The 22284-nt window shown below is 28.4% G+C and carries 24 protein-coding genes and 1 pseudogene; 4 read left to right on the forward strand and 21 right to left on the reverse strand.

The genetic code is table 11. The annotated features are described in order from the left end of the window. Positions 1 to 332: 332 nt before the first annotated feature. From LJD34_RS08705 to LJD34_RS08735, 8 genes are all read right to left on the reverse strand, one after another. On the reverse strand, positions 333 to 1658 hold the full coding sequence (locus LJD34_RS08705; RefSeq protein ID WP_227359647.1) for a histidine kinase dimerization/phospho-acceptor domain-containing protein: 1326 nt from the start codon (positions 1656 to 1658) through the stop codon (positions 333 to 335). Positions 1659 to 1662: 4 nt separating this feature from the next. Next, positions 1663 to 2316, reverse strand: a complete 654-nt coding sequence (locus tag LJD34_RS08710) for a response regulator transcription factor (RefSeq protein WP_032089903.1) — start codon at positions 2314 to 2316, stop codon at positions 1663 to 1665. Between the two features lie 97 nt (positions 2317 to 2413). Beyond that, positions 2414 to 3790 (reverse strand): ABC transporter permease, encoded by a 1377-nt coding sequence (locus LJD34_RS08715; protein ID WP_227359648.1) that lies wholly within the window; start codon positions 3788 to 3790, stop codon positions 2414 to 2416. After that, complete coding sequence (locus LJD34_RS08720; protein ID WP_032089901.1) at positions 3790 to 4446, reverse strand: ABC transporter ATP-binding protein; 657 nt, start codon at positions 4444 to 4446, stop codon at positions 3790 to 3792. Before LJD34_RS08720 ends, LJD34_RS08715 begins: the two co-directional genes overlap by 1 nt. 9 nt (positions 4447 to 4455) lie before the next feature. Continuing rightward, positions 4456 to 5733, reverse strand: a complete 1278-nt coding sequence (locus LJD34_RS08725) for an ABC transporter permease (RefSeq protein WP_175301936.1) — start codon at positions 5731 to 5733, stop codon at positions 4456 to 4458. Positions 5734 to 5752: 19 nt separating this feature from the next. Then, the gene (locus LJD34_RS08730; RefSeq protein ID WP_227352146.1) at positions 5753 to 5860 is read right to left on the reverse strand and encodes a 4Fe-4S binding protein; all 108 of its coding nucleotides are present in this window, start codon (positions 5858 to 5860) and stop codon (positions 5753 to 5755) included. A 266-nt stretch (positions 5861 to 6126) separates the two neighbouring features. After that, on the reverse strand, positions 6127 to 6222 hold the full coding sequence (locus LJD34_RS16610) for a CD1871A family CXXC motif-containing protein (RefSeq protein ID WP_318532721.1): 96 nt from the start codon (positions 6220 to 6222) through the stop codon (positions 6127 to 6129). A 328-nt stretch (positions 6223 to 6550) separates the two neighbouring features. Beyond that, entirely contained in the window at positions 6551 to 6958 is a 408-nt protein-coding gene (locus tag LJD34_RS08735) for a hypothetical protein (protein WP_227359649.1), read from the reverse strand. 512 nt (positions 6959 to 7470) lie between these two features. Here LJD34_RS08735 and LJD34_RS08740 point away from each other — a divergent pair. Further along, the gene (locus LJD34_RS08740) at positions 7471 to 7761 is read left to right on the forward strand and encodes a transposase (protein WP_227359650.1); all 291 of its coding nucleotides are present in this window, start codon (positions 7471 to 7473) and stop codon (positions 7759 to 7761) included. Positions 7762 to 7808: 47 nt separating this feature from the next. After that, positions 7809 to 8042 carry an IS3 family transposase gene (locus LJD34_RS16795; RefSeq protein WP_227359654.1) on the forward strand — a complete coding sequence of 78 codons (234 nt, stop codon included), beginning with the start codon at positions 7809 to 7811 and terminating at the stop codon, positions 8040 to 8042. Here the strand turns inward: LJD34_RS16795 and tnpB are convergent. From tnpB to gmk, 11 genes are all read right to left on the reverse strand, one after another. Then, on the reverse strand, positions 7998 to 8192 hold the full coding sequence (gene tnpB / locus LJD34_RS08750; RefSeq protein WP_081918897.1) for an IS66 family insertion sequence element accessory protein TnpB: 195 nt from the start codon (positions 8190 to 8192) through the stop codon (positions 7998 to 8000). The genes LJD34_RS16795 and tnpB overlap by 45 nt on opposite strands. Positions 8193 to 8548: 356 nt before the next feature. Beyond that, positions 8549 to 9139, reverse strand: coding sequence for a rubredoxin-like domain-containing protein (locus tag LJD34_RS08755; protein WP_022000839.1), 591 nt, complete (start codon positions 9137 to 9139; stop codon positions 8549 to 8551). 141 nt (positions 9140 to 9280) lie between these two features. After that, the gene (locus LJD34_RS08760) at positions 9281 to 9880 is read right to left on the reverse strand and encodes a thiamine diphosphokinase (protein WP_175302023.1); all 600 of its coding nucleotides are present in this window, start codon (positions 9878 to 9880) and stop codon (positions 9281 to 9283) included. After that, positions 9877 to 10527, reverse strand: a complete 651-nt coding sequence (gene rpe / locus LJD34_RS08765) for a ribulose-phosphate 3-epimerase (RefSeq protein WP_227359651.1) — start codon at positions 10525 to 10527, stop codon at positions 9877 to 9879. The genes LJD34_RS08760 and rpe overlap by 4 nt, the downstream gene beginning before the upstream one ends. After that, positions 10520 to 11395, reverse strand: coding sequence for a ribosome small subunit-dependent GTPase A (rsgA, locus tag LJD34_RS08770; protein WP_032089960.1), 876 nt, complete (start codon positions 11393 to 11395; stop codon positions 10520 to 10522). The genes rpe and rsgA overlap by 8 nt, the downstream gene beginning before the upstream one ends. A gap of 1 nt (position 11396) precedes the next feature. Next, complete coding sequence (pknB, locus tag LJD34_RS08775; protein WP_227359652.1) at positions 11397 to 13298, reverse strand: Stk1 family PASTA domain-containing Ser/Thr kinase; 1902 nt, start codon at positions 13296 to 13298, stop codon at positions 11397 to 11399. A 3-nt stretch (positions 13299 to 13301) separates the two neighbouring features. Continuing rightward, entirely contained in the window at positions 13302 to 14033 is a 732-nt protein-coding gene (locus LJD34_RS08780) for a Stp1/IreP family PP2C-type Ser/Thr phosphatase (protein WP_032089894.1), read from the reverse strand. Then, on the reverse strand, positions 14033 to 15055 hold the full coding sequence (rlmN, locus tag LJD34_RS08785; RefSeq protein WP_227359653.1) for a 23S rRNA (adenine(2503)-C(2))-methyltransferase RlmN: 1023 nt from the start codon (positions 15053 to 15055) through the stop codon (positions 14033 to 14035). The genes LJD34_RS08780 and rlmN overlap by 1 nt, the downstream gene beginning before the upstream one ends. Before the next feature lie 3 nt (positions 15056 to 15058). Beyond that, complete coding sequence (gene rsmB / locus LJD34_RS08790) at positions 15059 to 16309, reverse strand: 16S rRNA (cytosine(967)-C(5))-methyltransferase RsmB (RefSeq protein WP_175302025.1); 1251 nt, start codon at positions 16307 to 16309, stop codon at positions 15059 to 15061. 2 nt (positions 16310 to 16311) lie between these two features. Beyond that, positions 16312 to 18501 (reverse strand): primosomal protein N', encoded by a 2190-nt coding sequence (priA, locus tag LJD34_RS08795; RefSeq protein WP_032089891.1) that lies wholly within the window; start codon positions 18499 to 18501, stop codon positions 16312 to 16314. A gap of 81 nt (positions 18502 to 18582) precedes the next feature. Continuing rightward, entirely contained in the window at positions 18583 to 19146 is a 564-nt protein-coding gene (gene gmk, locus LJD34_RS08800) for a guanylate kinase (RefSeq protein ID WP_032089890.1), read from the reverse strand. 99 nt (positions 19147 to 19245) lie between these two features. On the opposite strand from gmk, the gene LJD34_RS08805 reads away from it, so the two are divergent. Further along, a complete protein-coding gene (locus LJD34_RS08805) occupies positions 19246 to 20886 on the forward strand; it encodes an NFACT family protein (RefSeq protein ID WP_147580799.1) in 1641 nt (546 codons plus the stop codon). A 17-nt stretch (positions 20887 to 20903) separates the two neighbouring features. On the opposite strand, the gene LJD34_RS08810 is transcribed toward LJD34_RS08805, so the two are convergent. Next, the gene (locus LJD34_RS08810; RefSeq protein WP_175302021.1) at positions 20904 to 21182 is read right to left on the reverse strand and encodes a hypothetical protein; all 279 of its coding nucleotides are present in this window, start codon (positions 21180 to 21182) and stop codon (positions 20904 to 20906) included. A gap of 69 nt (positions 21183 to 21251) precedes the next feature. Here LJD34_RS08810 and pgeF point away from each other — a divergent pair, with 69 nt between their 5' ends. Further along, on the forward strand, positions 21252 to 21998 hold the full coding sequence (gene pgeF / locus LJD34_RS08815; protein WP_175302027.1) for a peptidoglycan editing factor PgeF: 747 nt from the start codon (positions 21252 to 21254) through the stop codon (positions 21996 to 21998). A gap of 29 nt (positions 21999 to 22027) precedes the next feature. Here pgeF and LJD34_RS08820 read toward each other — a convergent pair. Next, positions 22028 to 22284: pseudogene (locus LJD34_RS08820) on the reverse strand (hypothetical protein); the annotation flags it as partial.

A 22284-nucleotide genomic window follows, 5' to 3' on the forward strand; every position in this document is an offset into this window, starting at 1 on the left:
CAACTCAGCAAGTCTATGTTTTCAATTTATGAGTACAGGATAACTTAGTAAACTTTTGTATTAGTGCCTTAGCTGATATCTAATAACCAAAACTTTTAGATGGTCAGGTTCATCGTAATGATTGATCCACCCCATCGAAATTTAATGAAAAATAGCAGTTGATCAAGTCTATCGGAATACTTGATCAACCTAATCGGAATAAGTGATCAATTAGAGTGGAATAATCATTTATCAATTATTTTCTTTTCACTTTCAATAAGAAAAAAGTTTTTATTTCCACAATTAATAATAAGTCTCTATTTTTCAATAACTATTGTAAAATTATATCTTACTTAAGATAATATTTTAATTTTAAAGATAAAAAATTCTTCATCCTGCAATGCTTTATATTCTATATTGTAATTGTTCAGAATATTACTTACAATATATAAACCTAATCCATTACTATTTTCCTTATTTAAATCAAATTTAACATCAAATATTTCATCCATATTCGAAATTTTATTGTTACCGTATGAATTTTCTATATATAACCAATCATTAACCATCCCAATATTAATTACCCCATTTACATCAGTATATTTTACCGCATTACTAATCAAATTAGATAAAATAATCTTTAAAGCTGTTTTTCCTATATAAACATTCTCATCTAATATATAATTATTGACAGTTATTTTCTTTTGATGTGCTAATATTTCATACTTTTTTAATACATCTTCTAATGTATCATTTATTTTCAAATATTCTTCATCATTATTCAAATTTTCTATAGAATGAACTGATAATATTTGAGAAATATTTTTTGTTAAACTATCAACGATTTCAATGCATTCATTAATATAAATATCTTTCTCTTTATATTTTCCAATATTGTATTTCATGTTTTCCAGTATTATTTTAAGACTAGCAAGAGGAGTTTTAAGTTCATGGGATGCACCTTTAAAAAAGTCATATTTTAACTTTTCTAATTTTAAAATTTCTTTATTTTTAAATTCTAAATCGTCAATTGTTCTTAATAAAGTAGAATACAAATCATTAATTTGTTGTTTTAATTCTCCAACTTCATCATTAGAGCTAACTTCTAAACGTATTTTTTTATCAAGTTTCATCATTTTATCAGTAACAATTTGTATTTCTTGTATATTGTTTTTTATTAATTTTGCATAAATTAAAGAAATAATAGAAGAAAATAAAATTGATATTAACAAAGAATATGGTAAAAATTTAAGACTTAAATCTTTTGCATCTTTTTGCATATCAGCTGTAGAGACAAATTGTAGATATGTTTTTTTACCATCATTAAGCTTTATTTCTCTTTCTTCAATTATCAAAGAATTACTATTACTTTCTAAATTAGTATCTATATTATCTTTGATTTTTATTTCATTATTATTATTATTATTTCTTTCTTTTATAAATGCCTTTATTTCGCTACTTTTAGAATAAAGTTCCAAGGTTTGTTCTATATATTTTATTTCTTTTCCATTCATAATACTAGAAATTTCATTTGCTTTATTATAGACCTCTTCTTTTCTGGTCTCCAAATATGTTTTAGGAAAAATAAAGAAAACTAATAAATGAACTAATATAATTATTATTCCAAGAACAGAAAATATTTGTATGAACATTTTGGGAAATATCTTTAATTTTTTCATTTTCTCATTTTATCTCCAATTTATATCCCACATTTCTTATAGTGGTTATGCAGTCTAATTGTAATTTTTTTCTAAGTTCTTTTATGTATACGTCTATTACTCGATCGTAAGGAATTTCTTCGCTATCTTTCCATACATAATCAATAATTTGCATTCTAGTTAATACTTGTCCATTATTATCCAATAGACACTTTAATACATCTAGTTCTTTTGCATTTACATCTATTTCTTCATCATTTATTTTAGCTGTATAGCTATTAAAGTTAACCGATAAATCCTTATATTCAAACGTCTCTAAATGTCCATAATTCTTCTTAATCAAAGAATCTATTCTAACCTTTAAGACTGGCAATGAAAATGGCTTTTCTATATATCCATCTGCTAAATTAGTAAATGCATCAATTTTATATTCTTCATCACTAAATGCAGTCAAGATTAGAATTGGTAAATTGCTTTTCTTTCTAATTTCTTTCAACACTTCTAAACCATTTATAAAAGGTATCTGAATATCTAAGATAACCAAATTTATAGCGTTATTAAATTTTGACAAAGCTTCTATTCCATCTTTAGCTTGAATAACAGTATATCCAAATTCCAAAAGATATTCACTTATTCCCTCTCTGATCATATTATCATCTTCAACAATTAATATTTTCATAAATACCTCCACTTAAGCCTATACACTTATATTATACAGAATATTATTTGATATTTAAAAGTCAAAAAAATTTCGGTGCTAGAAAGCACCAAAACTTTTAATTATCGTCAATTAATAATTCTTTTGGGTTTCTTCTTAATATATTGAATGAAGAAACAATCAATGAAACAAGTAGTATTAAACTCATAAATATAACTACATAAATTATGAACTTAGGTACTACATTTATATCTAAACTTGATAATGTCTTATTAAATCCTTCAGCTTCTGCCCCACCACCTAATTGGCTAGATGCAGATTGTCTAGCTATTTGTTTAGCTATATCACCAGTAACCTTATTCAATATATTATTTCCAAGTTTGCTAGCTGTGTATTGAGCTAAGAAATAAGAACCAACGAATGCGGGGATTGATATAAATATCATCTCAATTAGGAATTGACCAAAAATTTCTAATTTTGATATACCTAATGATAGTAATACTGCTATTTCTTTCTTTCTAGCATTCATCCATAAGAATAGTAATAATGAAACTACAATTCCTGCAAATATTAATGAACCTACAAATAATTTATTTGAAATTGAGTAGATACCTGATATAGATTGTTGTAATGCAGGGTAATTTGATGAACTTTTAATCAAATTATATTCTCTCCAATTTATATCTAATTTCCCAAGATCTTTTATGACACTATCAAGATTCTTATCACCTTTTACAAAGAATGTTGCATCTTGGTATACAGCTGTATCTTCTGTATTACCATAAACTTTAGCGGCCGTATCAATATCAGTGATTAATGTATTTTCGTATAGTTCCTGTGCTGCACTTACTCCACCACTATTATGCCCATCGAATAGACCTTTAATTTCTACTTCTACTGTTTCATCTGCACCTTTTTCATTATCAGCGTCAAATAAATTAGATTTTAATTTTATCTTATCTCCAACTTTAAGATTATTTTTTTTAGCTAAATCTTTATGCATTAAGATTTTATTTTTATCTTCATTTTCTAAATGCTTTCCTTCTACTAATTTATATGCTTCTGATACAAATTTTGTTTCTTTTGATGAGTCATTAACCCCAGTTAACATAACTGTTCTTTTGAAATTCTTCGCTCTTTCAGGCGATTGATTCGCAAGAGTCTCCTGAGTTTCAATAATATCATAATCAACTAAATCTGCAACGCTGTTTATTCTTTTTACATAGGATTCTACACTATCTGTTTGAGATATCTTTTTAATATCTTCACCTTTTACATTTCCCCCACCTCTAGGTGTTCCTGGATTAACTTGTCTATTTATCTCCATAGAAAAACTATTTGTTATATTAGCCAATGTTTCTTTTGAAGCTCTGTCCGTAGCATCTTTAATAGATAAACTAATAAAACTTAAAATTGACATAGATAAAATAACTAACATAATAATTAATGATTTTAAGCTTTTTCTAGTTACATAAGCAAATGCATTTTTTATCATTATTCAACCTCCAAATTCATTTTATTTACTTTTTTCAAATTTTTACCACTTAGTTCTAAAATAATATCCGCAGAATCTGCTACTTCCTTACTATGTGTTACAACTATTACACATTTATTTTTGTCTTTAGCCAACGTCTTTAATATATCAATTATTTCTCCAGCAGTAACACTGTCTAAATTACCAGTAGGTTCATCAGCTAGTATTATTGGCGCATTTGATACCAATGCTCTAGCAATAGCTACTCTTTGTTGCTGTCCACCAGATAATTTCATAACATTTCTTTTTATTTGTTTTTTATCTAAACCTAGCTCAAACAAGATACTTTCATCTGCTGATTTGTTTACTAATCTAATATTTTCAATCGGTGTTAAATAATCTATCAAATTGTAGTTTTGAAATACTAAAGATATATTATTTTTTCTATGATTGTTATATCCTTTCTTTTGTATATCTTCATTCTTAAACAATATTTTTCCTGTTTTAGGTTTATCAAGTCCAGCAAGTAAGGAAAGAAGTGTAGTTTTTCCTGTTCCTGACTTTCCTACGATCGCATAAAACTTCCCAAGTTCAAATTTTTGATTTACTCCTGACAAAACTTTTTCTTTAGAATTTACATAACTATATGCCACATTCTTTATTTCTAATATATCCATTATTTTCTCCTAACTTATTTTTGATAATATTTCTTTAGGCTTCTTGATTAATATTAATGAAGAAGCAAATACAACTGATAAAACAATAATACTTATTAATATTAAATAACTTTGTCCAAGTGCTACTATATTTAACATAAAACCACTATTATTTATTAAACTTCCACCGGAAATTATTGAATCCTCTGAGTTAATGAATCCATCTACAATTACTTTTAGTAACACATTTCCTAAAAGTAAGGAAGATATTATACTTGGCATCGATATGAATATTAACTCGAATATAAATTGCATTATAATTTGCATCTTAGATGTTCCAATAGATAAAAATATACCTATTTCATAAACTCTTTCTCTTAACCATAGAACTAAGATTAATGAAAGAACAATCATTCCTCCTAACATAATAGAATAAGTCATTACTTTTATTATATGTTTTATTCCACTTACTGACTCTAAAGATTCCTCAAATACATTAGAATCTTTTTCAATGGAATACTTTGATTCATCAATTTTAAGCTCTTTCAATTTATTTAAGACTAAGTTTGTAGATTCTAAACTACCAGAATACATTAAAATTTTATTTGCAATTTTATTATTTTCTAAGTTATTTAATATCTCTTGGCTTGTTGAATAATCCACAAAAACCATATTTTCACTAAAATCAGAAGATAGACCTGTATATGTTTCCTGTTTTTTACCAGAAAATATTCCTATAATTTCAAATTTATGACTCTTTATTTTTCCACTTTTTTCAGTATCTAGTAATTCAAGATCAACTTCATCACCTAATTTTAGATTGTTTTGTTTAGCGAATTCTTCATGAACAATAATTGAATTTTTATCATTTTTCTCTATATTTTTACCTTCTTTAATTGTAAATACTTCACTATTAAATAAAATGTTTCTTTTAGTATTATTTGTAGCTTCGAGTGAAACAACATTCTTAAATTTATCAGATAAATCTTCTCTATTTATTTTTTGCTCTCCACTAACTACTTTAGCACCTTTTAGTTTTGCTAATCCATCATATTGAATTATTATTTCTTCAATTTCTTTTAATTTTTCAATATCCTTAAATTGATTAACATTAAAATATTTACCATCTTTTTTTGTTATTGATATTGAAGAATTAGAACTTTCGTATAAAGTCTTTTCTATTTCATTGCTTGATTTCATTATTGTTAAACAAGAATACAAACAAGAAAGAACTATTGTTAAAATAACAAAAATAATAAATGTTCTATTTTTTTTTCTTGTAATGTATGCTATTGCGTTTTTTATCACTTTTTTAATAAGCTCCTCTCTATTTTTTTATTCCACAACTAATTGTATCCACAGGACAAGCATTTTTGCATCGTCCACATCTGATGCATTCTAGATGATTACAATTTTCAACTGGATCTATATTCATTTGGCAAACTTTTTCACATTACCGCAACTGATGCACTTTTCTTCGTCTAGTCTATGCCTGAATACTGAAATTGGGCTAATAACTGAATAAATAGCTCCCAAAGTCCAAGCATACCAATTGGACTAATAAGCTTACAAAAATATGGAGACCCTTGTCCTAAAATATCAACTAAACATAGAGGAAGTATTATTACAAATACAATCGAGATTATATATTTCAATTTTCTCAAATTCTTATCAAGCTTAAATGTTTCAATTTTTTTAATTCTATCCAATTCCAACACACTCCAAGCAAATTCTTATTACCTTCTCCAATTCAACTCTAGTCGCTCCATGACTATATCCATAGTAAGTCATAGTCATATTAATAAAGAGAAATTACGGCTTTTTTAAAACTAATTAACCATATACCATTCACCGCTTTACATTTACTTATTTTTTATTTTTGTTAATTCTTTTTTCAATTAATCACTTGTTTTCACCGTTATCATCAACATTATCTATAGCAACACTAACAATATTAAAACATTTAATTTTTATTTCGTTCTAAACCTCAACTAAATTTGGAATCTCTTTTACACAAACTTTACGCTAAATTGTAAATACGTTTACCATACTTCTCAAAATATTTACTTGTAAAATCCTAACCATTTATGTCTTTTAGTAATAGTTTACGTAAATTCCTAACTGATTATTTTTTAAATGCTTCTGTATTTTCTAAATCAGTTTTTTCTGATAGAACAAAACCGTTTTTAGGACGTTCTTTTTTTTCTATAATTTGAATCTCAGTTTTTTTAAATTCATTCAGAAGTTTAATTTCAGATCCGCTGTTTGTACTAAAATAGCAATCGTATTTTCCATCACTTGAAACTCCTATTTTAGTATGAGTATCACATTTTGTCATTTTAGATATTTTTTCTTCTGATGTATTTTTTTCAAATATACCAATAGTTCCAATTCTTTTAAGCCCATTTTCCCATTTTTCATAACCACCTTCCTTTTTATTAACAACTGCTTTTTTTTGCTCTTTAGTCATTTTATTAAAAGTTAAAAAAGCATATTTTAATTCCTTATCTATAGGACTTTGATCATCTAACATCGCTATCTTTTTATCATCCATATACTTTTTAAATTTATTTGAAAGTTTAAATTTAAGACCTAAATATTCATAAACATATTCTTTTTTTGTTTTTAAAGTATAATCTGATGGCTTAAATGTTGCATTTTTATCCTTTTTGTTAGTTGACGTACCCTTCTCTTCAGAACTTATATTGATTGTCCTTCTTTAATTTTATTGCTTTCATTACTTTTTTTACACCCAACTGTACTTAAGCTCAAACATAACGTAAGTAATAGGAATGCACCTCTAGCTACTTTTTTTCCATAATTTTATCCTCCTTTATTTTTTAAACAAAAGCCTTTTATAACTACTTTCAATAATATTATAAACACCATTTATGAAACGTTGATGAAATACAATTTTTTATTTTTCCAAACCACAGTATAATAATATAAATATTGATGTTAGTATAAAAACTGTACAAGTTAAATGGAAGAATTAAACATCATTTGGTGCAATGTCATAAGTAAAAAAAGAAATGGAGAAAGACTATGTCAAAACCAGTATTTGATGATGAATTTAAACAAGGAGTTGTAGATTATGCTAACCAACATCCTGAAGAATTCAAAGTTTCTATTGCTAAAAGATTTGGTATTGCAGACAGTACAATTCATAAATGGATAAAAGATGCAAACAACAATGGCAATAAAATTGAATCTCGAGGATCCGGTAATTTTTCTAGTGATGAGGCTAAAGAAATTGCAAGATTAAGAAAAGAATTAAAAGATACACAGGATGCGTTAGAAGTGTTAAAAAAGGCTATTGGCATACTGGGAAAATAAACAAAACAGATATTTATAAGGCAGTTAAGGAAGAAAAGCAAAAGAAAATCCATAAGGAATCGTATGAAATATATGGATCACCAAAAATAACAGAACTACTGAACAAAAAGGGTGAAAAGGTAAGTCAAAAATATGTTTATTCGATCATGAAGGAAAACAATATCAAAGCAAAATATATTAAGCCATATATTCAAACAACAGTTAGTCATGATTTCTCTGACAAATTAAAAAATCTATTAAACAGACATTATGATCCTACGAAGCCAAATGTAGCTTGGTGAAAAATCAGTAAAAATAAACAAGCTATGATCCAAGACATTCATGCTGAACTGAGATGTAACAATCAAAGCAAGACCATCAATTTGTTTTCTCATGTCACAAAACTGCTTGGCAACATAAATATTTTTGATTTCATCGGTATTGATAATCATAGCAGGTTCTCCAATAAAATCTTGAGATTTTGTTTGGTACAGGAAATATGATAATGGGCAATATCAAAATCAATAACATCATACTTTTATCAATGATGACAGGAAGAAAAGTATTTTCTTCTTCAAGAATCAAAGCCTTTTGTTTATAGAAGCTGGAAATACTAATATGATTGTCATTACAATACTTTTTAATGGCGTTGCTAAATATTTATATCTAGCAACTTAATACTATCATACTTCAATAAATATCTTTCACATTTTTTTGATTATAATATTTTAATTTTTGAGAATTTAATTACTACTGTAGATAAAAAGAGCTCATTTCAATTGAGCCCTTCTATAATTCAATAATTCTATTATTTCCCAAAATATCTATCTAATAAACCTTTTAATGCTTTACCATGTCTAGCTTCATCTCTAGCCATTTCATGAACAGTATCATGAATTGCATCTAAATTATTCTTTTTAGCACATGTAGCAAGTTCAACTTTACCAGCAGTAGCTCCAAATTCACAATCAACACGCCAAGCTAAATTATCTTTAGTTGTTGCTTTCATATTTGGTTCTAAATCTTCTCCTAACATTTCAGCAAATTTAGCTGCATGTTCTGCTTCTTCATAAGCAGCTTTTTCCCAATATAATCCAATTTCAGGATAACCTTCTCTATGAGCAATTCTTGCCATACATAAATACATACCAACTTCTGAACATTCACCTTCAAAGTTAGCTTTTAATTGATCAAAGATATATTTTTTATCTTCATCACTGATATCAGGATTATTTTTTACAGTTTTAGCATAGATTCCATATTCATGTTCAGCTGCTAATTTCATTTCACCTTTTACTTCTTCAAACATGTCAGCCCCTACGTGACACACTGGACATTCAGCTGGTGCTGCATCTCCTTCATAAACATATCCACATACTTTACATACAAATTTAGCCATATTTCTTTTCTCCTTTTTTTAATTCCTTATTAGGAATGATTACTACTTAATTATAACATATAATTCTCCATTGTCAATCTCTTTAGAAACATTATTTAACTCTTTCTATTATTATAACTCTTTTTCAAAAGAAAAAGATGCCTATTTAGCATCTCTTGATCGAACTAAAATAATATTTTCATTATTTTCAATAATTGTATAATCACCTTTAACTTCATTTGATACACATAATGGATCATCTCTTTTAAGTAAATAATGATCTAATGTATATTCAGCTTGACTAATAGATAGAATACTTTCATTTAAAGCAAATAATGAAAAATAATAATATTCTTGATTATATATATGATGAATTCCTGGTTTTAATAATTGAATACAGTTTTGTTGATCAATAACCTTTATAGAAACATCTTGATATTTTTCAAGCAAACACATAACTGCAAAAAAATGATCTAAACGTCCTCCGGTAACACCATATAATTCAATTTCATCATAACCTTTAGAAATTGCATATTCGATAGCAGCATGAGTATCTGTCACATCTTTTCTTTCTGGTAAAATTTGAATATTTAAATTTTCTAATGTCTGTCTATTTTGTAAGGAATCAAAATCACCGATGGCAAACTTTGGTGTAATTCCTTGTTTCAATAATTCTTCCACACCATGATCTACCCCAATATATTCTCTGTCTTGAGGAAGTATCATCTTTTCTAAATGTGTGGCACATAACGCTATTTTCATTTTAAAGAAGCAATCCTTTGTGAACAATCTTCACTATTAAATACATAGCTTCCAGCAACAAGAACATCAACACCTGCTTCTTTACATTGTTTTCCTGTTGATTCGTTGATTCCACCATCAACTTCAATGAGATAATTGTAATTATTATCTTTTCTTCTTGAAGCTAGATCTTTAATTTTATCAAGAGCAATTTTCTTAAATGATTGTCCACCAAACCCTGGTTCAACGGACATCACTAAAACAACATCTAATAAAGATAAATAATCTTGAATAGCATCAACCGGTGTATTTGGTTTAATACTTATTCCTACTTGTACATTATTTTCTTTAATATGATGAATAAGTGCTAAAGTATCTTCTTTATTTTCCATTGTTTCAATATGAAAAACAATTAAATTTGCTCCACTTTTAATAAATTCATCTACATACTTTTGAGGTTCACTGATCATTAAATGAACATCTAAAAATAAATTTGTTACTTTAGAAACATCTTTTAAAATACTATATCCAAAAGAAATATTAGGTACAAAATGTCCATCCATAACATCATAATGAAGCCAATCAGCTTTTCCATTTTCGATTTTTTCAATATCATCTTTCAAACAAGCAAAATTTGCTGAAAGAAGAGAAGGTGCAACTTTAACCATATCGTTTCTCCTTTTTTTCCTTTAATTCTTTTAACATTGTTAAATAATGTTCATAACGTTCTTTAGAAATCTTTCCTTCATCAACAGCCTCTTTAACAGCACAATGAGGTTCACTATCATGCAAACATCCTCTAAACTTACAAGCAGTAGCATATTCATCAAAATCATGATATGCTCTCGCTGCTTCTGTTGGTTCCATCTCTAATTCAAGAGATGAAAAACCAGGAGTATCTGCTACATAACCATCATATAAATTCATGAGTTCAACATGTCTTGTCGTATGTTTCCCTCTTCCAAGAGCTTTTGATATTTGATTTGTTTCCAAATTTAAAGAAATATCTAACGCATTTAAAAGCGTTGATTTACCAACACCACTTTGTCCAGTAATCACAGTCACTTGATCTTTAAAAATTTCTTTAATCTCATTTATTCCTTTATTTTGTTTAGAACTTGTTTCAATCACAGTATATCCTGCATTTCTATATTCTTGAATATATTGATAAATAGAGTCATCCCCTTCAATATCCATTTTAGAAATAACAATGATTGGTTTAATGTGATAGTGTTCTATCAATAATAAGAACTTATCTAATAATACTGTTGAAAAATCAGGCTCTTTTCTTGAAAAAACAAGTAATGCTTGATCAATATTTGCAATCGGTGGTCTTCTTAAAACATTTTTTCTCTCTAATATTTTGAGAAGGTAACCATCATCATGGTTACCTTTTTGAAATTCTACAAAATCACCAACAACTGGTTTTATATCTTGTTTTCTAAATTTTCCACGGGCACGACATTGATGCACTTCATGACCATCATCAATGTAATAAAAACCAGCTAATGCCTTGACAATACGCCCTTCATCTATGTTAGTCTTCATAATAATAGATTGTAATTGTCGTTCCTTTTTTATCTACTTTTGTTCCAGCAGCAATACTTTGTTTGTAAACTGCACCGATATAACGTTCATCTCCACCTGATTCAGGGAATTGTGTCCCTTCCATTGAAACAGTAAAGCCTAAGTTTTCAAGATTAGATTTCGCACTATCTGGTGTTAAACCAACAACAGAAGGCACTGTTTGACTATAACCAGTAGAAACAGTCAACGTAATATTTCTATTTGTATCTGTTGGGTCTACTTTATAGCCTTTCGCTAAATTTTGATCAATAACGGTACCTGCCGGTTGATCAGAAGTTTGTTCACGTTTTGTAACATTGAATCCTAAACCACTCAATTTATTATAGGCATCATCATAGCTCATACCTGTATAATCATCTAAAATCACATAGGATCCTTTAGAAATCGTAAGTGTAATTGTACGATCTTTATCTGTAGGATCTTGTTTATAACCTTTTTCTAAACTTTGTTCTAAAACTGTTCCCGCCTTTTTATCAGAAACTTCACGTTTTATATCAACTTTAAAGCCAATCTTATTTAATTTCTTTTTAGCTTCATCATAACTTAATCCCGTATAATTATCTAAAACAATATATTTACCTTTTGAAACAGTAATTGTGATAACATCTCCTTCTTTAATAGAAGAACCTTTTTCTGGATCAGTTTTTGTAATTAAACCTTTTTTATAATCATCAGATAATTCTTTAAAAACTGTCTTATTAATTGTAACATCATAATCTTTTAATATTTTTTCTGCTTCACCTTGTTTCAATCCAACTAAATCTGGCATTACATTTGGTTGTTTATTTCCACCAAAAAGTAAGAAATAACAAATAATTCCAATAATCAAAACAACACCTGCAACGACTCCTGCAAGAACTTTAGGATTTTTTAATTTTTCTAAAATTTGTTTTCCTTTACCATTATTATTCTTCTTTTCAACAGCTCTTTCTTCAACTTCTTCTGGTTCTTCTTCATCAAAGATTTGTCGTGGATTTACAACAATCGTAGGATCATTCACTTCATCACTATGATCAAAAACAAGTTTTTCTTCATCTGTTCTAGATAAACATGTTTGTAAATCTTCTAACATTTCCGTAGCACTTTTATAACGATCATTTAAGTTTTTAGCAGTTGCTTTAATAATAATATTTTCTACTGATTGAGGAATAGATGGATTAAATTCTCTAAGTGATGGTAAATCTTCTTGCATATGTTTTAAAGCAATATTCACTGGAGATTCCCCATTAAATGGTACTTGTCCTCTTAATAATTCATAAAAAACAATTCCTAAAGCATAAATATCACTTTGAACTGTCGCTTTTTCTCCTCGTGCTAATTCTGGTGCTAAATAATGAAGAGAACCCATAATCACATCTGTTTGTGTAAACTGTGTAAGTGATTGAATAGAAGCAATTCCAAAATCAGCAATCTTAGCTGTTCCTGTATCCGTTACTAAAATATTTTGTGGTTTTAAATCACGATGAATAATTCCCATTTGATGTGCTCTTGCTGTTCCTGAAAGCACTTGTTTCATAATGTCAATAGCTTCCATTACATGTAAAGCACCTCTTTTAGCAATTAATTCTTTCAATGTTCTACCAGGTACATATTCCATGACAATATAGTATTGATCATTATCTTCACCAACATCATAAATTTCAACAATATTTTTATGTGAAAGCGCAGCTGCTGCTGAAGCTTCTCTTTGAAATCTTGCAATATAAATTGGATCTTTCGCTAAAGATGTACGTAATATCTTGATAGCAATTGTACGATTTAAAATCGTATCATTTGCTAGATAAACATCTGCCATTCCTCCTTGACCAATAATATCAATCAATTCATAACGTTCAGCAATGATTTTATTCATTTTTTAACGTCCTCCTTCTATTAACACAGCAGCAATATTATCATGTCCACCATGTTCATTTGCTTGTTCAATTAAAAGATGTACTTTATCTCTAACATTCATATTTTTTTTAACAATATTTAAAATTTCCTCATCTTCTAAAGAATTAAATAACCCATCACTACAAATCAAAATATTCTTCCCATTTAATTTATACTTTTGAATATCTGGTACAATATTCATCTCAACACCAATAGCTTGCATTAAAACATTCTTTTGACGATGATTCTTTCCTTCTTCCTTTGTAATTGCTCCTCTTTCAATCAATTCATTGACTAAAGTATGATCCCTTGTCATTTGGGTAATTTCTTGATCATCATAAATATAAATACGACTATCACCTACATGACAAAAGAAAGCATCATCACCATCAACCACCGCAATCGCTACAGTTGTTCCCATTCCTTTCGTATCTTCTTGCATATTAGCCATTCTTTTTACAATTTGATGAGCTTCTAAAACAGTATCCATTAACCAATTTGTCACTTCTTCATCATCCAAAAAAGGTGGATTGGCTTTAAAACATGTAAGTACATGTTCTTCTACAACATGAGATGCAATTTCTCCTGCCTTATGTCCTCCCATACCATCACAAACAACACCTAAAACCTGATCTTTTAAATTGATGGCCGTTGCTGCTTGATCTTGATTTTTTTCTCTGATTTTCCCAATATCAGTCAATGCATAATACTCCATTATATCACCCCACTACGTTTTGCTCTTAGCTGACCACATGCTCCATCTATATCTCTACCATGTTCTTTTCTAACCGTACAGTTAATATGTAATCTTAATAGTTCGTCTTTAAATTCCTCTACATGACTACTTGGTTTAAAACCATGTTCATCAACACTATTATAAGGAATTAAATTCACATACGCATTCAATCCTCTCATATAATGAGCAAGCTGTCTAGCATGTGCAAGTGAATCGTTGACATCATCTAATAAAATATATTCAAATGTCACTCTACGATTCGTTTTTTCGATATAATCTGCAACACCTTTTCTTAAAGCATCCATATTAAACGCTTTATTTACAGGCATTAATTGGTCTCTAATTTCATCATTAGGGGCATGTAAAGAAATAGCAAGGTTTGTTTGAATTCCTTCATTGCTATATCTTTCAATCATATTGACAAGTCCACATGTAGAAATCGTAATATGTCTTGCTCCAATAGCTAAACCATGAGGATGATTAATAATTCTAACGAATTTCATCACTTCATCATAGTTATCAAAAGGTTCACCTGTTCCCATGACAACAACATGTGAAACACGAATACCTGTATCTTTAGCGACTGCCATGACTTGATTGACCATTTCACCAGCTGTTAAGTTACGTTGTTTTTTTAAAAGCCCACTAGCACAGAAGGCACATTGCATATTGCATCCTACTTGACTTGTTACACATAATGATTGACCATAGTCATGTCTCATTAAAACGGCTTCTATTAAGTTACCATCAATCATTTTAAATAAGTATTTGATAGTTCCATCACTTGATACTTGCTTTTCTTGTATTTCAAAGGTATCAATGATGCATTGTTTTTCCAATTTTTCTCTTAAATCTTTTGATATATTAGACATTTCTTGAAAATCAAAAGCATTTTTTTGATATAACCATTGAAAAACCTGCTTTGCTCTAAAAGTTTTTTCATTGATTGATTTAAAATATTCAGTTAATTCTTCTAAAGAATAATTATATAAATGTTCCATCTTCTATCCCTTTTTCATTTTACACATATAAAATCCATCTGTGTGATATTCATAATTCAAAATTGTACGTTGTTCAATAACTTTCATATCAGGATGTTTTTGAATAAAATGTTCAATCATCATCCCATTTTCCTTTTTATTGATTGTACATGTACTATAAACCATTGTACCATCATTTTTCAATAAATTATACGCATTTTCTAATAAAAGTGCTTGTAATGGGATTAAACCATCCATCACACTCGAATCATGATATTTAATTTCTGGTTTACGTTTTAAAACTCCAAATCCTGAACAAGGTGCATCTAATAAAATACGATCAAACGTTTCAGGAGGATAGCGTTCTATGAGCTTTGTAGAATCACCTGCTTGAACATGTACATTTTTAACACCTAAACGTTTTAAATTATGTTCTATTAATTTTACTTTGTGCTTATATAAATCATAGGCTTCTATTTTTCCTTGATTTTCCATTAATGCTGCAAGATGTGTTGTTTTACTTCCTGGAGCACTACACATATCTAAAACGTAATCTGTTTTTTGAGGATCTAAAAGTCTTGCTACTAATTGACTTGATTCATCTTGAATCGTTACTTTACCTTCTTTGTAATAAGAAGTATAGGCTAGATTTCCTCTTTTATATAAAAGAGCATCTTGAGACAATGTTCCCTCTTCAAAACAGCTTTCTTTTAATAACTCTTCTTTTGTTGTTTTTAATGTATTGACTCTCCCACTTCTTGTAGGAGGCATGTTATCTTCTTCACAAATCATTTTTGTTTTTTCTAAACCATATTGTTTATTAAACATTTTGACCATCCATAAAGGATGTGATGTCATAATCGAGATTTTTTCTAATTCATCTAATTCCTCTAACGATCTTCTTTCGTTTCTTGTAAAATTCCTCAATACCGCATTTACAAATTGACTTGTTTGATAACCTTCTTTTTTAGCTATTTTAACCGCTTCATTAATAATGGCATATTCAGGTATTTTATCTAAATATATCAATTGATATAAAGACATATAAAGAAGTGTCCTTATTTTTTTCTTTACTCTTTTTCCTTTAATATAAGGTTGAAGTTGATATTGAATATATAAAAGATTTTGAATTGTTCCATAAACAATGGTCGTACATAAATCTTTATCTTCTCTTTTTAAATTACTTTTCTTTAATTGTTCATTTAAAGCAATATTTAAAAAACTCTCATCTTCAAAATATTGATTTAAAATCATATATGCATTTTCTCTTGCCATAACTATATCGTTGTGTATGGATTAAAATCACATATCACATTTACCTTTCTTCCTTTTTTATTATAATAATCACTCATTGCATGCAACACCTCATAAACATGTGTTGTATTCGTTATTTTAAGTGTCATTCTCTTTCGATAAATATCATTCATCTTATAAATCGTACAATTAGCAGGTCCTAAAACAATTGCCTTCGGTAATTGTTTTACTAAATATTCCTTTATTTGTTGACTACAAAAAGTCACATCATCTTCTTTTTTACCTTGCACTAAAATACTTATTAAATAACAATAAGGTGGATATTTTGCAAGTTTTCTCATTTCCATTTCTTTTTGATAAAAACTTTGATAATCATGATTTTTAACACATTGTAAAACAAAATGATCAGGGTTATACGTTTGAATCATCACTGTTCCTTGTTTCTTCCCTCGACCACTTCTACCAGAAACTTGTTCTAATAATTGAAATGTTCTTTCATTTGCTCTAAAATCAGGAATATTTAAAGAAAGATCTGCATTAATAACTCCTACAAAAGTCACATTTTCAAAATCTAATCCTTTAGCAATCATCTGTGTTCCTATTAATATATTTGCTTCTTGATTTTCAAATTGTTTAAGCAATTGATGATGTCCTTGCTTCTTCCTTGTAGAATCTACATCATAGCGAATCACTCTTGAATTTATAAAATTATTTTGTAAATATTCTTCTATCTTTTGTGTCCCACTGCCAATAAGTTTAATATTGGTACTTCCACAATGACTGCATTTTTGCTGGTAAGGTACTTGAAAGTCACAATAATGACAACGCATTGTATGGGTATCTTTGTGATAAGTTAAAGATACATCACAATGAGGACATTTTAATACCTCATCACAATCTAAACAACGAACATAACTTGAATAACCTCTTTTATTAAGCAATAAAATCACTTGTTCATTTTTATCGATTGTTTCTTGTATTTTAGCTTTCATCTTCCTTGATAATACTTCATAATGATGTGCTTTCATTTCTTCGACCATATCAATCAATTCAATTTGTGGTAAAGGTTTTTGATTGACCCTTTGAGAAAGTATACATAATTCATATGCACCCTTTAAAGCACGACTATAGCTTTCAAGAGAAGGTGTGGCACTACCTAAAACAACTGGACATTGATGATAAGCACCCCTTTTTCTCGCTACTTGAGATGTTAAATAACGTGGTGGACTTTCTTGTTTATAACTAGCATCATGTTCTTCATCCATAATAATCAAACCTATATTTTCCAGTGGTGCAAAAACAGCACTTCTTGCTCCAACGACAATTTTTACTTCATCACCAATGATTCGACGATATTCATCATATCTTTCTCCCGCTGATAATTTTGAATGTAAGATAGCGACGCTTTTCCCAAAACGGCTTTTAAAAGCAGAGACCATCATTGGAGTCAAAGCAATTTCAGGGACAAGCATCAAGACAGTTTTTCCTTGTTCAATCACAAATCTAGAAAGGTGTAAATAAACTTCTGTTTTTCCTGAACCTGTGACTCCATAAAGTAAAAAGGTTTTAAATTGATGAAAAGATGCTAATATTTGATTAACAACTTTTTGTTGACTAGTAGTCAAGGGATAATCTTCTTGTTGTAGATGTTCATTGTAAGGATTTCGATAAACTTCTACTTGTTTATAAATAATTGCTCCTTGTTTTTCTATATTATTTAAAAGAGCTGTTGAAAAAGGATAATCCTTTATGGGTAATAAATCGTGTTCTTTTATATAATTTAAAGCTTCTTGTTGTTTTGTTGTTTTAAGGGGAATATCTTTTACAAAGGAAACAACTTTTTGATATTTAATACCAACACTATGATTGGTACTTGGTTTTAATTGAGGTGGTAACATACATTGTAAACAACTGATTCTTGTAGAAAGCGTTTGTTTTGAAAGATAGTTTGCAAGTTCTTGTAATTCTTGATTAAGTAATGGTTTTTGATCAATGACATCTTGGATAAAAGAATATTTAAAACCATTTTTTTCTTCTAATTGTTTTTGAGTAAAAAGTGTTTCTTGACACTCAACGACATAACCTACAAGTTGTTGATAACCAAAACGGATATGGACTCGACAACCTGCCAAAACTTGATATTTAGATAAATAGTCATAGGTCGTATCTAATTTATAGATTGCATGTTCCACAAGAACTTTAACAATATACATATTTCCACCTCTCTTTTGTTTGTATTTTACCACATCTATTGTAGCTTTATCAAAAAAACTGTCAGTTATAAAAACCAACAGTTACTTTTGATGTTCTTTAATAATTTTTGCTATTTTATCTTTTGCTAGATGAACATCATCATTTTCTACAACATATTTATATTCATCTTTTGTTTGAATTTCTTTACGTGCTTTATCCAAACGTTCTTTTACGATATCTTCGCTTTCAGTACGTCTACCACGAATACGTCTTTCTAATTCTTCTAATGAAGGTGGTACCAAGAAAATCGTAAGGGCATCTGGACACTTTTTCATGACTTGCAACGCTCCTTGAACTTCGATTTCTAAAACGACATTTTTCCCTTCATCTAATAAACGATCTACATTATCTTTAGGGGTACCATAATAATTACCTACAAATCTTGCCCATTCTAATAATCCACCTTGAGCAATTTTATCTACAAACGTTTTTTCATCAACAAAGAAATAATCTACACCATCTGTTTCTGTAGGTCTAGGTTTTCTTGTTGTCATTGAAATAGAATAACTTAAATTTAAACTTTCATCTTTGAACAATTCTTCTCTTACTGTTCCTTTACCAACACCACTAGGCCCACTAAGAATGATTAACATTCCTCTTTTCAATTTTTCCACACCCCTTTTTTTATAAAAATAACTCTACAATAACAAAGAGATAATGTCAATTAAATTTCAAATATGTTATAGTATTTTGGGGTGATAACTATGGCATATGATGGCATTATGATGCATCAAGTAAAAAATTTATTGATAGAAACAATAAAAGGCGGTCGTATCAATAAAATTTATCAAATATCAAAATATGAACTTTTATTTCAAGTTCGTGCAAATAAAAAGAATTATCAGTTATTGATTTCAAGTCATCCAATGTATGCACGTGTTCAATTAACATCTTTATCTTATCCAACACCAGAATCTCCTAATCCGCTTACAATGCTTTATCGTAAGCTTTTAGAAGGTGGTTATATTAAAGATATTGAACAAATCGATTTGGATCGTATTTTTAAAATCACTTTTAGCTGTCACAATGAATTAGGTGATTATATTGAATATGTTCTCTATGTAGAAGTCATGGGAAAACATTCAAACATTATTTTAGTAGGTCAAAACGATAAAATCATTGATTGTATTAAACATATTTCACCAAGTATGAACAGTGAAAGATTTTTACAACCAGGAGCCCTTTATCAATTACCACCAATGATGGAAAAACTCGATCCTTTTACAAATGAATTTGTAGAAGATAACCAACTTACTAAAATCTATCAAGGAATGTCTCCTATTTTATCTAAAGAAATCTTATATCGTATTGATCAAGATGAATCTTTTAAAGAGATTATGAAAGAAATAGAAAATTCTCAAAATCTCTACATTACGAAAGTCAATGATAAAGAATATTTTCATGTTATTGAACTGACACATTTACAAGGAGAAACGTCTAAATATTCTTTATTTGATGGTTTAGATACTCACTTTAATGAAATAGATCAAAAAGAAAGAATTAAACAACAAACAAGTAATCTTTTAAAATTTATACAAAATGAATATCAAAAAAATACTTCAAAATTAAAGAAATTAAAAGCAACCTTAGATGATTCACATAATAGTGATGATTATCGTATTAAAGGAGATTTATTATATGCTTCTTTACATTTAATACAAAAAGGGATGACTCATGTTGTTGTTGACAATTATTATGATAATACAAAATTAGATATTACTTTAGATCCTAAATTAGATCCAAAAGCCAATGCTCAAAAATATTATCAAAAATATCAAAAAGCTAAAAATTCAATCAATGTTCTTTTAGAACAAATTGATTTAACTGAAAAAGAAATTGAATATTTCGATTCTTTAATAACCGCTATGTCACAAGCAACATATTATGATGCTTTAGAAATCAAAGAAGAATTAGAAAACGAAGGATATTTAAAAAAGAAAAAACAAAAAAATACAATTCGTAAGAAAAAACGTCCTCAATTTCAACAATATCTTACAAAAGATGGAATTGAAATCGATATTGGTAAAAATAACTTACAAAACGATTATTTAACATTTAAATATGCGCATCGTTATGATATGTGGTTCCATGCAAAAGATATGCCAGGAAGCCATGTCATTGTTAAAGCACAAGATTTAGATGAATATACGATTCGTTTAGCTGCTAAAATTGCTGCATACTATTCAAAAGGAAAAAATTCAAGTAGTGTTCCAGTAAACTATACACTCGTCAAAACACTCAAAAAACCTGCGGGTAGTAAACCAGGAAAAGTAATTTTAGATAATTATAAAACAATCTATATTGATCCAGATGATGAGTTTTTACAAGAACTTACAAAAAAATAGATGCTAAGCACCTATTTTTAATAACGATTTGTTTGTGTATAACATGTTTGTTCATAGCGAGGGTAATAACGTGGAACATAAACAATGTTATTGACACGACGACATTCAATTGGACAAATAATAGGTTGTTCTACATATTGATTTTGAAATGTTGTACATACTTTCTTAGGAGCGACAATTGGTTGTGGAGTAAAACCATTTCCTATATTTGAATTAAAATAATTTGCATAACCGTTATTATCAAAGTTTCCATATTGTCCTTGACAGCATGTATTTTGTTGACAATTACAGCTCATAATAACACCTCCTAATATAAGGTATGGTCATGTATTAAAAAGAATTGGACTTTTGTAAAGGAGAAACAAATGAAATTAATAAAATGGAATTTACATGAAGATGTAGAAGCATATACAACAACTAGGAAATTAGGTGATATTTCTTTAAATAATCCAAATTATTTAAAAGTATTAGAAAATAGACAAGAACTTGCTTCATTACTAAATACAGATTTAGAACATATGGTAGCCCCTAGACAAACACATTCTACCAATTTAAAACAAGTCTTTTTAATGAAAGATGGTGGTACCAATATGTTAAAACAAACAGATGACCTCTATGAAGTAGATGCAACTTATACGAAAGATAAAGATTTATTCTTACTGTCATTTCATGCAGATTGCACACCAATTTTAGTCTATTGCAAAGATCAAAAAATCGTTTGTGCTATTCATTCAGGATGGCTTGGTACAGTTAGACAAATTGTTGATCATACAATTCGTTATCTTATTGAAAAAGAAAATTGTAATCCAAAAGAAATGTATTGTTTAATAGGTCCTTGTCTTTCTAAAAAGCACTTAGAAGTGCAAGATGATGTGATTAATCAAGTTAAGAAAATGAACTTTGATACTTCACCTTTTTATCAAAAAACAGATGAAAATCATTATTTATTAGATAATAAAGGATTAAATAAACAACAATTATTAAATTTAGGGGTTTTAGAAGAAAATATTCAAGTTTCTTCTTATTGTACAAATGAAAATAATGATTTATTCTTTTCACATCGTGTCAATCATGATGGTCAAAGAAATGTAACAATCATTAAAAGAAAATAGGCGATATGAAATTCATATCGCCTATGATTTTAAGATTTAAAATATTCTTCAACATCTTTTCTTTCATCAGCTGTCAATTTTAAAACATCCATAGCTCTTTGCATAGAACATTGTAATTCACTCATTAAATTTGTTACATGTTCAATATTTTTCTTTCTTCTTTCCAATTTTTGTCCTTGTACCAGTCCCATAGAATGTCCTTTTTCTATATTTTCTCTGGCTATCATTTCTCCTAAATTACACATCTTTTTAACCTCCTTCTCTATTTCTTCAAATCCATATTCTT

The organism is Faecalibacillus sp. MSK20_93, from assembly GCF_020589945.1.
Lineage (GTDB): Bacteria > Bacillota_I > Bacilli_A > Erysipelotrichales > Coprobacillaceae > Faecalibacillus > Faecalibacillus intestinalis.